Annotated in this window: 10 protein-coding genes; 4 read left to right on the top strand and 6 right to left on the bottom strand. The window is 67.8% G+C overall.

The window, feature by feature from the left end:
• Positions 1 to 3 precede the first annotated feature (3 nt).
• The 3 genes from ACU5AP_RS03520 to fabB all read left to right on the top strand — a co-directional run bounded on the left by ACU5AP_RS03520 (position 4) and on the right by fabB (position 2,423).
• On the top strand, positions 4 to 510 hold the full coding sequence (locus ACU5AP_RS03520; RefSeq protein WP_003166445.1) for an SH3 domain-containing protein: 507 nt from the start codon (positions 4 to 6) through the stop codon (positions 508 to 510).
• A gap of 80 nt (positions 511 to 590) precedes the next feature.
• Positions 591 to 1,130 (top strand): 3-hydroxyacyl-[acyl-carrier-protein] dehydratase FabA, encoded by a 540-nt coding sequence (gene fabA / locus ACU5AP_RS03515; protein ID WP_003166446.1) that lies wholly within the window; start codon positions 591 to 593, stop codon positions 1,128 to 1,130.
• A gap of 63 nt (positions 1,131 to 1,193) precedes the next feature.
• Positions 1,194 to 2,423 (top strand): beta-ketoacyl-ACP synthase I, encoded by a 1,230-nt coding sequence (fabB, locus tag ACU5AP_RS03510; protein ID WP_138142299.1) that lies wholly within the window; start codon positions 1,194 to 1,196, stop codon positions 2,421 to 2,423.
• 329 nt (positions 2,424 to 2,752) lie between these two features.
• Here the strand turns inward: fabB and ACU5AP_RS03505 are convergent, their stop codons facing one another.
• The gene (locus ACU5AP_RS03505; RefSeq protein ID WP_128719123.1) at positions 2,753 to 4,099 is read right to left on the bottom strand and encodes a S1C family serine protease; all 1,347 of its coding nucleotides are present in this window, start codon (positions 4,097 to 4,099) and stop codon (positions 2,753 to 2,755) included.
• 127 nt (positions 4,100 to 4,226) lie between these two features.
• Positions 4,227 to 5,417, bottom strand: a complete 1,191-nt coding sequence (locus ACU5AP_RS03500) for an acyl-CoA dehydrogenase (protein WP_003166450.1) — start codon at positions 5,415 to 5,417, stop codon at positions 4,227 to 4,229.
• A gap of 141 nt (positions 5,418 to 5,558) precedes the next feature.
• Between ACU5AP_RS03500 and ACU5AP_RS03495 the strand changes: the two genes are divergently transcribed.
• A complete protein-coding gene (locus ACU5AP_RS03495; protein WP_128719124.1) occupies positions 5,559 to 5,825 on the top strand; it encodes a DUF6356 family protein in 267 nt (88 codons plus the stop codon).
• Between the two features lie 15 nt (positions 5,826 to 5,840).
• Here ACU5AP_RS03495 and ACU5AP_RS03490 read toward each other — a convergent pair whose 3' ends face one another.
• From ACU5AP_RS03490 to ACU5AP_RS03475, 4 genes are all read right to left on the bottom strand, one after another.
• On the bottom strand, positions 5,841 to 6,359 hold the full coding sequence (locus tag ACU5AP_RS03490) for a hypothetical protein (RefSeq protein ID WP_128719125.1): 519 nt from the start codon (positions 6,357 to 6,359) through the stop codon (positions 5,841 to 5,843).
• Between the two features lie 75 nt (positions 6,360 to 6,434).
• Positions 6,435 to 6,878 (bottom strand): hypothetical protein, encoded by a 444-nt coding sequence (locus ACU5AP_RS03485; RefSeq protein ID WP_128719126.1) that lies wholly within the window; start codon positions 6,876 to 6,878, stop codon positions 6,435 to 6,437.
• A 91-nt stretch (positions 6,879 to 6,969) separates the two neighbouring features.
• Positions 6,970 to 8,460: a 2-oxoglutarate dehydrogenase complex dihydrolipoyllysine-residue succinyltransferase gene (odhB, locus tag ACU5AP_RS03480; RefSeq protein ID WP_446680786.1), complete on the bottom strand. Its 1,491-nt coding sequence runs from the start codon at positions 8,458 to 8,460 to the stop codon at positions 6,970 to 6,972.
• A gap of 55 nt (positions 8,461 to 8,515) precedes the next feature.
• On the bottom strand, positions 8,516 to 11,536 hold the full coding sequence (locus ACU5AP_RS03475) for a 2-oxoglutarate dehydrogenase E1 component (RefSeq protein WP_128719128.1): 3,021 nt from the start codon (positions 11,534 to 11,536) through the stop codon (positions 8,516 to 8,518).
• Positions 11,537 to 11,650 lie beyond the last annotated feature (114 nt).

The raw sequence follows: 11,650 nt of genomic DNA, 5'->3' as shown, positions 1-11,650 counted from the left end.
CTCATGACCGGCGTTCTGCTGTCGGCGGGATCGACCATGCCCGACGGCCGCCCGACCCCGACGGGGCTGGAGGTGCCGCGCTGGGTGACGCTGAAATCCTCGCAGGTGCGGGCGCGTCAGGGGCCGGGCCTCGACTACCGCATCCTGTGGGAATATCGCGCCGCCGGCCTACCGGTTCAGGTGATCGCCGAGACGCGCGAGTGGCGAAAGATCTGCGACCCGGACGGCTCCGTCGCCTGGATTCACCGCACCGTCGCCTCGGGCCGCCGCAGCGTGTTCAACCGTTCGGACGAGGCCGTGCCGATCCGCTCGGGTCGATCCGAGACCGCCTCGGTCCGCGCTCTTCTGTCGCCCCGCGCCCTGGTTCCTCTGGACGAATGCGAGGACGGCTGGTGCCGGGTGCGGGCGCGCAAGCTGCGCGGCTGGGTCGCCGAGCGGGCGGTCTTCGGAACCCAGGAGCGGTCCCTGTGCAACGCCGCCCGCCCCGCTGGAACCGGCCGCGCTTCCTGATCTCATATACTGACGGCATGGTTGAGCGCGGCCTCTGGGTCGTGTAACCCGCCAGCAACACCTTTCGGAGCCGATTTCCCTTGAGCCAGTCGCAATATCCGTCGTCGTTCGATCACGAAGGCCTGCTGGCCTCGGGCCGGGGCGAGCTGTTCGGTCCGGGCAACGCCCAGCTGCCGGCGCCGCCCATGCTGATGTTCGACCGGATCAAGACCATCAGCGCCGACGGCGGCGACTACGGCAAGGGCTATGTCGAGGCTGAACTCGACATCAACCCGGACCTCTGGTTCTTCCAGTGCCACTTCATCGGCGATCCGGTCATGCCGGGCTGCCTGGGCCTGGACGCCATGTGGCAGCTGGTCGGCTTCTACCTCGGTTGGATCGGCGGACCGGGCAAGGGCCGCGCCCTGGGCGTCGGCGAGGTCAAATTCACCGGCCAGGTGACGCCGGACGTCAAAAAGGTGGTCTATAAGGTCCACCTGAAGCGCGTCATCAACCGCAAGCTGGTCATGGGCATCGCCGACGGCGTGCTCGAGGCCGACGGCGAGGTCATCTACACCTGTCAGGACATGCGCGTCGGCCTGTTCGGCGGCGCGGCCCCGGTGGAACCCGACCCCGCCTGACCCCACTTGATGGATAGCCGCGGGCAACGCGGCGTCCGCAGACTTTGTAGGATTGGAAACACCATGCGGCGTGTCGTCGTCACCGGACTGGGCATCGTCTCTTCCATCGGCACCGGCCAGGATCAGGTCGCGGCCTCCCTTCGCGACGCAAAGTCGGGCGTCCAGCACGCCGCCGACCACGCCAAATACGGCTTCCGATCCCAGGTCTGGGCGCCGCCCGCCCTGGGTCATACGGCCGAGGACTGGGCGCCGCTGGTCGACCGTCGCGCCGCCCGCTTCCTGGCCAACGGCACGGCCTGGGCGCACATCGCCTTTGAAGAGGCGCTGAAGGACAGCGGCCTGACCGCCGAAGAGATCAAGGATCCGCGCATCGGCCTGATCGTCGGCGAGGGCGGCCCCTCGACCCAGGTCATCCTGCAGGCGGCCCAGACGACCGTCGAAAAGGGCTCGCCCAAGCGCGTCGGCCCCTTCGCCGTGCCCAAGGCGATGGCGTCCGGCCCCTCGGCCGTGCTGGCCACGTGGTTCGAACTGAAGGGCGTCAACTATTCGATCAGCTCGGCCTGCGCGACCAGCGCCCACTGCATCGGCGCGGCCGCCGAACAGATCGCCTGGGGCAAGCAGGACGTGGTCTTCGCCGGCGGCTGCGAGGACATCGACTGGTCCATGTCGAACATGTTCGACGCCATGGGCGCCATGTCCTCCAACTTCAACGACACGCCGGACAAGGCCAGCCGCGCCTATGACACGGCCCGCGACGGCTTCGTCATCGCCGGCGGCGCCGGCATCGTCGTGCTGGAAGAATACGAACGCGCCGTGGCGCGCGGCGCGACCATCTACGCCGAAGTCACCGGCTACGGCGCCAACTCCGACGGCTACGACATGGTGGCCCCCTCAGGCGAGGGCGCCGAGCGCTGCATGAAGATCGCGCTGGAGATGGCCGGCAATCCCAAGATCGACTATCTGAACCCGCACGGCACCTCGACGCCGGTCGGCGACAGCAAGGAGATGGGCGCGGTGCGCAACGTCTTCGGCGACGCCATGCCGATGATCTCCTCGACCAAGTCGCTGACGGGCCATTCGCTCGGCGCGGCGGGCGCGCAGGAAGCCATCTACTGCCTGCTGATGATGAAGCACGGCTTCGCCGCCGAAAGCGCCCACATCGAGACCCTGGACCCCGAGTTCGAGGGCATGCCCATCCTGCGTCAGCGCCACGACGGCGAACTGAAGCACGTCATGTCCAACAGCTTCGGATTCGGCGGCACCAACGCCACCCTGATCCTGTCGAAGGTCTAAGCTTCACCGATCGGGAAAATACGAAGCGACACGAAAACGCCCCCATTCGGTCCTTCGCCCGCCCGGAACGGCGCGCACACATGCATCATCGGCCCGTCGGAGTTCGGAAAAGTCCCGGATCCTGAACAGCCCCCCCAGCCCCCCGGATTTTTCCGCGTAAAGGGCTTCGGCGGGTCGATGCTTCCTCCAAGCGACGCCCGCGCCCGCCCCTCCTCCCCCTCCCCGGCAGCGCGGGCGTTTTGCTGTCCGCTTCCCAACAGACGCACAAGACTTCGCCCGCGCGACGCGGGGTCACGCGGGCGATGCCGTAGAGCTTCAGACGGCGCGGATCAGGCCGGAAGGTCGATCTCGACGCGTTCGTTGTCGCGCAGGACGATGATCGGCACGACCGCCTCGCCCGCCGCCTGCAGACGCTGGGCCAGATCCTTCATGTCGGCGATCTCGGCGCCGTTCGCCTGGACCACCACATCGCCAGCCTGAAACCCCGCCGCGGCGGCGGACGACCCCGCCTCGACCACGGCGATCTGGGCCCCGCGGCCCGAAGCCGGATTGCGCACCGTCAGGCCGCGCGACATGGCGGCCTGGGCGCCCAGACGCACGGCGGCCGGATCGGACGGCTCGACCGTCAGCCGGGTCGAGGCCTCGCGGCCGTCGCGCAGATAGACGACCGGCATCTGGGTTCCGGCGCGGGCGATGCCGACCGTGGCCTGGACCGAACCGGCGTTGGCCACCGGGCGGTCCTGGATGCGCGTCAGCACGTCGCCGGGCTTCAGCCCCGCCTTCTCGCCCGCCGAGCCCGGCTCGACGTCATAGACCACCGCGCCGCGCACGATGTTCAGCCCGATCTCGCGCGCGCGCTCGGCCGTCAGGGAGCCGAGGCCCAGGCCGACACGGCCGCGCTTGACCTCGCCGGTGGCGCGCAGTTGGTCGACCACGAACATCATGATGCGCGTCGGCACGGCGAAGGCGATGCCGTCGTTGCCGCCGCCGAAACCGCCCGACAGGATGGCGGTGTTGATGCCGATCAGACGACCCCGGCTGTCCAACAGCGGCCCGCCCGAGTTGCCTGAGTTCACCGCCGCGTCGGTCTGGATGTAGTCCTCGATGGCGTCGCCCATGCCCGAGCGGTTCAGGCCCGAGATGACGCCCATGGTCAGGGTCTGGTCCAGACCCAGGGGATAGCCGACGGCGAAGGCCAGATCGCCGCTGCGCAGGGTGTCGGAATCCACCGTCGCCACCTGCGACAAGCCCGTGGCGTCGATTTTCAGCACGGCGATGTCCGTCGCCTTGTCCGCGCCGATCAGGATGGCGTCGAACAGGCGGCCGTCGATCAGGTCGACCGTGAACTTCTGGCCGTTCTCAATGACGTGATGGTTGGTGACGATGATGCCTTCGCGCGCGTCGATGATGACGCCCGAGCCGCCCTGCGACGGCTTGGGATTGTTTTCCGAGCTGGGACCGCGCGACTGGCCCAGGGTCGTCACCTGGACCACGGCGGGCAGGCTTTCCTCCAGCCCGGCGGCGAAGGTGAAGACGCCGCGCCGGGCGTCATAGGGCATGGCCGTTACAGGCGACTGGACAGCCGTCGCCGCCGCGACCACGGGCGCAGCCTGGGCCATGCCGCTGAAGCTGAAGATCGCCAGGGCGGCGCCGGCCAGCAGGCTGTGTTTGGTCATTCAGGTTTCCTTCACGCGCCGACCGCCTTCGGCCGACAGACGGGCGATCATCGCCGCCCCGCAGGCGAGACAAACGCACGACAACGGCAAAGGATCGTCGCGTCGCGCGTTTTCTGCAACGCTTGTCTCAGAAGGCGGCTTCGCCCGTGATGGCGCGGCCCAGGATCAGGGCGTGGACGTCGTGCGCGCCCTCATAGGTGTTGACCGTCTCCAGGTTCATGGCGTGACGCATGACGTGCAGCTCGCCGGTGATGCCGGCGCCGCCGTGCATGTCGCGGGCCTCGCGCGCCACGGCCAGGGCCTTGCCGCAGTTGTTGCGCTTCATCAGGCTGATGGCCTCGGGAACCCAGGCGCCGGTATCCAGCAGACGGCCCAGAGCATAGGCGCCCTCGAAGCCGAGGAAGATCTCGGTCTGCATGTCGGCCAGCTTCTTCTGCACCAGTTGGCGCGACGACAGCGGGCGGCCGAACAGGGTGCGCTCGGCCACATAGTCGCGGCTGGCGTGGAAGCAGAACTCCGCCGCGCCCATGGCGCCCCAGGCGATACCGAAGCGCGCCTTGTTCAGGCAGGAGAACGGCCCGCGCAGGCCCTGGACGCCCGGCAGAATGTTGGCCTCCGGCACGAAGACGTCGTTCAGGCCGATGTCGCCCGTCACCGAGGCGCGAAGCGACAGCTTGTCGCCGATCTTGCCTGTGGTGAAGCCGTCGAAATCGCGCTCGACGATAAAGCCGCGGATCACGCCGTCCAGCTTGGCCCAGACGATGGCCAGGTCGGCGATCGGCGAGTTGGTGATCCAGTATTTGCCGCCGTTCAGGCGATAGCCGCCGTCGACCGCGACCGCCGTGGTCTTCATCGAGGCCGGGTCCGACCCGCCGTCCGCCTCGGTCAGGCCGAAGCAGCCGACCAGCTCGCCCGCCGCCATCTTGGGCAGGAATTTCGCCTTCTGCTCGTCCGAGCCGAAGGCGTAGATCGGATACATGGCGAGAGACGACTGCACCGACATGGCCGAGCGATAGCCGCTGTCGATCGCTTCAACCTCGCGCGCGATCAGGCCGTAGGCGACGTGCGACGCTTCGGAGCCGCCGTACTGTTCCGGCAGCATGGCGCCCAGGAAGCCCATTTCGCCCATCTCGGTCATGATGGCGCGATCGAACACCTCGTCGCGGAAGGCGGCGACCACGCGCGGCAGCAGGGCTTCGCGCGCATAGGACCGCGCCGCGTCCTGCACCATCCGCTCCTCGTCGGTCAGACGGCCCGTCAGGTCGAAGGGGTCTTCCCAGCGGAAAGTTTGGGCGGAAGTGGTCTTGCCGTCGGCCATCGGTCGTCCTTTTAGATCTCGGCAGGGGCCTCACGCGGGGTTGAAGCGGCGTGACGAAGCGCCCCCTGTTGCTACGGCGGGTTTAGGCCAGAATGCGGCCGCCGGGTAGAGGGACCGGCGCGACCACGCTAGGCTGTCTTCATGTCGAACGCTTTCAACCGCCTGTTCCGCGATCACCCGCGAGAGGTCGACGAGACCTATCTCGAACATATGGCCGCGTCGTCGCGTTTCGGCTTGAAGCTGCTGCGCCTGGCGGGGTGCGCCTTCATCCATGCGGTGACGCCCGGCCTGCACAAGACCACGGTGTCCGACGCCATTCGCGGCATGGCCCAGGACATGGGCGGCCGCGCCGCAGAAGCCCGCGAATGCCGCATGCGCGACGCGGGCGTCTGGGACGTCGGCCTCTAGGCCCCTGATACGCCGTCAGTCCGACGTCTGGGTGCGGCTGTAGAAGCCCGAGATGTCGGAGCCCATGCCGCAGAAGCGGTTGGCGGCCGTGCTATCCTCGACGAAGGCCCCTTCCGGCCCCACGCGCACCTTCACCACCGGCGCGTCGGCGCCGATGTCGGCCGCCGTCAGTTCGTTCACCTCGCCTTCGAACGGGATCAGCTTGGCGTGGATGACGTCGTCGCGGTCCTGGGCGCCGCGCGCCTGAAGCTCGCAATCCGCCGCCGTGGCCCCGCCGTTCGGAACGCCCCCGGCGCGGATCAGCACGCGCCATTCGGCGCCTTCTTCGATCAGCTTGAGATCAGCCTGGGCCGGATCGGTGCGGCGGAAGTCGGCGCTTCTCTCGGCGACAGCCGGGGCCGTTGCGGGAGCAGCCGCCGCAGCGTCTTCCGCCTTGGGCGCGGCGGCGGGTGCTTCGGCCGGGGCCGGCCCGCAAGCCATGAGCGCAGCCGCCAGGGTCAGGGCGCCGGACGCAGGGATCAGATTGAGACGCAAGCAAACTCTCCATCACAAGGAAGCGGGCGCGAAGCTCCGTTATTTTCGACGCGCTCGTCAACCGCCTGCAACGCCTCAACCCAGGGCGCCGTTCACCCACGCCCACAGATAGGCGCCCGCGGACAGCAGCAGGATCGCCGCAATCAGCGCCAGGCCCGCCCACTGCAGCGCGTTGAAGCGACGCGGCATGGCCGTGCCGACAAAGCCGGCGCCGGTCGCAAAGGCGAACAGGGCCAATCCGCGCGAAGCCGTGCGAACCGTCGTATCCGGCGCGTCGAGATCATCGCCTTCATCGGTCGCGAACTCGCCCGTCCCCGCGCGCGCCAGCAGATCGCGCGCCCGCGACGCCTGGTCCGCCCGGCCCATCAGGCGAATGCCCAGGGCGCGCTGCATCAGGGGGTCGATCGTGGTCTGGAATCGCTCGGTCACCGACACCTCGATGTCGTGCGACGAGAGGAAGGCCGCGGCCAGATCAGCCTCGTAGACGTCTTGATAGCGGGCGATCTCGACCAGGCTCATGGCGCCAGCCTAACACGCCTGCGGGGCGCGCAATTGAAAACGGCGAGATCCGAAGATCCCGCCGTCGTCAGTCGTTCGCGTGGTGCGGACCTTACAGGTCCAGCAGGGCGCGCGCCGGGTCTTCCAGCAGTTCCTTGATGCGGACCAGGAAGGTCACGGCTTCCTTGCCGTCGACGATACGGTGATCGTAGCTGAGGGCCAGGTACATCATCGGGCGGATCTTGACCTCGCCGTTGATGGCCATCGGGCGCTGCACGATGTTGTGCATGCCCAGGATGCCCGACTGCGGCGCGTTCAGGATCGGCGTCGACATCAGCGAGCCGTAGGTGCCGCCGTTGGTGATGGTGAAGGTGCCGCCCTGCATCTGGTCCATGGTCAGGGCGCCGTCACGGGCGGCCTTGCCCAGGGCGCCGATGCCCTTCTCGATGCCGGCCAGCGACAGGGCGTCGGCGTCGCGCAGCACCGGAACCACCAGGCCCTTGTCGGTGCCGACGGCGATGCCGATGTCGTAGTGGTTCTTGTAGATGATGTCCGTGCCGTCGATCTCGGCGTTGACGGCCGGGATTTCGTGCAGGGCCTGAACCACGGCCTTGGTGAAGAAGGACATGAAGCCCAGCTTCACGCCGTGGCGCTTCTCGAAGACTTCCTTGTACTGGGCGCGCAGGGCCATGACGTTGGTCATGTCCACCTCGTTGAAGGTGGTCAGCTGGGCGGCCGTGTTCTGGGATTCCTTCAGGCGGCGGGCGATGGTCTGACGCAGGCGCGTCATCTTCACCCGCTCTTCGCGCGGCTGGTCGGCGCGCGGCGCGGCAGGCGCAGCGGCGACCGGAGCCGCCGGAGCGGCGGCGCCGATGGCGGCGATGGCGTCGGCCTTGGTGATGTTGCCCTTCGGCCCCGAAGCCGACAGCGTGGCCGGGTTCAGATTGTTTTCCGAAACGACACGCTGAACGGCAGGCGACAGGTGCGCCGAGGCCGGCGCCTGGGCAGAACCCGTGTTGGCCGGAGCCGCAGCCGGAGCCGGAGCAGCCGGAGCAGCGGCGGCGTCCGAGGCGGCGACCGAACCGATCACCTGACCGGGGGTCACGGTGGCGCCGTTGTCAGCCACGATGGTCAGGACGCCGGCGGCCGGGGCCGAGACTTCCACGGCCACCTTGTCGGTCTCGATCTCGACCAGCAGTTCGTCCTTGGCGACGGTGTCGCCCGACTTCTTCAGCCAGGTTCCAATCGAGCCTTCAGCGACGCTCTCGCCCATGGTCGGCACGGCGATGTCGACCGCAGCGCCGCCCGAAGCGGCCGGAGCGGCGGCGGGCGCAGCAGCAGCGGCCGGAGCCGAAGCGGCGGCCGCGCCGCCTTCGGTCACGGCGCCCAGCACCGCGCCGGGAACGACCGTGTCGCCTTCACCGGCGTTGATCGCCGACAGCACGCCGTCGGCGGGGGCGACGACTTCCAGCGAGACCTTGTCGGTTTCCAGCTCGACCAGGACTTCGTCCTTCTTCACGGCGTCGCCGACCTTCTTGGTCCACTTGGCGATCGAGGCTTCGGCGACGGATTCACCGAGGGCGGGGGTGAGGATATCGGCCATCTTCAGTGTCTTTTCGTGTCTGAACTTTGCTTGTTTCTTAGGTCAGGCGCGGCGGTCAGGCCATGGCCTCGGCGAGGAAGGTCTCGAGTTCCTTCAGGTGGCGGCTCATCAGGCCCGCGGCGGTCGAGGCCGAAGCCGGGCGACCGACGTAGCGCGCGCGCTTGGCTTTCACGTCCAGCTTCTCGAGCGTCAGCTCGATCCACGGGTCGACGAAGGTCCAGCCGCCCATGTTCTTGGGCTCTTCCTGGCACCACACCAGATCGGCGTTGGGGAAGCGGGCCAGCTCCGCCGAGATCGACTTGATCGGCCACGGATAGAACTGTTCCAGACGCAGGATGTAGATGTCGTTGACGCCCGCCTTCTCACGCGCGTCCAGCAGGTCGTAGTAGACCTTGCCGGAACAGACGATGACCTTGCGGATGTCCTTGTCGGCCTTGAGCGTGACGCCCGCCACCGACGGACGCAGCTCGGCGTCGTCGCGCAGCACGCGGTGGAAGGACGAGCCCTCGGCCATGTCGGCCAGGGTCGAGACCGCCTTCTTGTGACGCAGCAGCGACTTGGGCGTCATCAGGATCAGCGGCTTGCGGAACGAGCGGTGCAGCTGACGACGCAGGATGTGGAAGTAGTTGGCCGGCGTCGTGCAGTTGGCGACCTGCATGTTGTTCTCAGCGCATTGCTGCAGGAAGCGCTCAAGACGGGCCGAGGAGTGCTCGGGGCCCTGGCCTTCATAGCCGTGCGGCAGAAGCATCACGAGACCGCTCATCCGCAGCCACTTGCGCTCGCCCGACGAAATGAACTGGTCGATCACCACCTGGGCGCCGTTCACGAAGTCGCCGAACTGGCCTTCCCACATGGTCAGGGTGTTCGGATCGGCCAGCGAATAGCCGTACTCGAAGCCCAGCACGGCCTCTTCGGACAGGGCCGAGTCGATGACTTCGAAATGGGCCTGGCCGTCGCGCAGGTTGTTCAGCGGGAAGTAGCGCTGCTCGGTCGTCTGGTCGGTGATGCCCGAGTGACGCTGCGAGAAGGTGCCGCGGACCGAGTCCTGACCCGACAGGCGGATGTTGTAGCCTTCGTCCAGCAGGCTGGCGAAGGCCAGGCTCTCGGCCGTGGCCCAGTCGATGTTCTCGCCGCTCGACACCGCATCGCGACGACCGTCGATGACGCGCTTCAGCGTCTTGTGCACGTCGACGCTGTTCGGGATGGTCGTCAGGCGGTGGCCGTAGTCCTTGAGCTTGTCGGCCGCGACGGCGGTGTCGCCGCGCTGCGCGGCGTCATCGGCGACCTCGGCGCCCAGGCCCTTCCACTCGCCGTCCAGCCAGTCCGCCTTCTTGGCTTCAAAGGTCTTGCCGGCCTCGAACTCGGCGTCGAGGTAGGCCTCGAAGCGGGCGATCTCGGCGTCCACCTCGGCCTGGGTGATGACGCCCTCGGCGATCAGGCGCTTGGCGTAGATCTCCAGCGTCGAGGGCTGGTTCTTGATCTTGGCGTACATCAGCGGCTGGGTGAAGGTCGGGTCGTCGCCTTCGTTGTGGCCGAAGCGGCGGTAGCAGAACATGTCCACCACCACGTCCTTGTGGAACTTCTGGCGGTATTCGGTGGCCACCTTTGCGGCAAAGACGACCGCTTCGGGGTCGTCGCCGTTGACGTGGAAGATCGGGGCCTGGACCATCAGCGCCACATCCGACGGATAAGGCGACGAGCGCGAGTTGCGCGGGCTGGTGGTGAAGCCGATCTGGTTGTTGATGACGAAGTGCAGGGTGCCGCCGGTGCGGTAGCCCTTCAGCCCCATCAGGGCGAAGCATTCGGCCACCACGCCCTGACCGGCGAAGGCGGCGTCGCCGTGGATCAACAGCGGCACGACCTTCGAGCGGTCCAGCACCCATTCGGCGTCCGGCTTGCCCAGATTGACCTCGGCCTCGCGGATGTCGAAGGCCTGCTTGGCGCGCGACTTGCCCAGGACCACCGGGTTGACGATCTCCAGGTGCGAGGGGTTGGCCGTCAGCGACAGGTGGACCTTGTGGCCGTCGAACTCACGGTCGGACGAGGCGCCCATGTGGTATTTGACGTCGCCCGAACCCTCGATGTCCGAGGGGACCGAAGAGCCGCCCTGGAACTCGTGGAAGATGGCCTTGTACGGCTTGCCCATGACGGCGGCGAGCGTGTTCAGACGACCGCGGTGGGCCATGCCGAAGACGATCTCGTCGACGCCCAGGGCGCCGCCGCGCTTGATCACCTGCTCCAGGGCCGGGACCATGGCTTCGCCGCCGTCCAGGCCGAAACGCTTGGTGCCGGGGAAGCGCTTGTGCAGGAAGCGCTCGAAGCCCTCGGCCTCGGCCAGCTTCTTGAAGATGGCCAGCTTGCCTTCCTTGGTGAAGGCGTTCTGTTCGAACTTGTCCGGACCTTCAAAGCGCTGTTGCAGCCAGGCCTTCTCGTCCGGCTCGGCGATGTGCATGAACTGCACGCCGATGTTGCCGCAATAGGTGCGCTTGAGGATTTCCAGCACCTGGCGGACCGAGCCGGTCTCCAGGCCCAGCACGCCGTCCAGGAAGATCGGGCGGTCCATGTCGGCGGCGGTGAAGCCGTAGAACTCGGGCGTCAGCTCCGGGTTCTCGATCGGCTTCTCAATGCCCAACGGGTCGAGGTTGGCCTGAAGGTGGCCGCGCACGCGGTAGGCGCGGATCAGCATCAGGGCGCGGATGGAATCGTGGGCGGCGGCGCGCACGTCGGCGGCCGAAACGGCGCCCGAAGCGTCAGCAGCCGGAGCCGCCGAACGCGGGCCGGGCTTGCCGGCGGCCTTGGGGTCGATCTTGGGGGCGGGCCAGCGGCCGTCGAACACGGCGGTTTCCTCGGTCGGCTCAGACGCGCCCGAGCGGCCCCAGGAACCGGCGGCGGCCGACTGCTTCACCAGGTCGGCGTTGTCCTTCAGCTGATCGAAGAAGGCGCGCCACTCCCCCGACACCGAGCCGGGGTCCGAAGCCCATTTTTCGTGCAGGTCCTCAATGAAGGCGGCGTTCGCGCCATAGAGGAAGGAGGTCTCGGCAAAGACCTGGTTCAGCCGACCCGCATCGTCCGCCATTTTTCTCTCAATCGTCCCTTTACAACCGCCCGCGCACAGCCGCGCGGAGAGCAGCGCCGTTCATATAGGCCCTGTTTCCTTACTGGTCATGACCGAAGGGAGGCGGACCGGGTG

The organism is Brevundimonas sp. RM1, from assembly GCF_052907225.1.
Note: the sequence above shows the minus strand (reverse complement) of the source record. Positions and strands in the feature narration are given on the sequence as shown.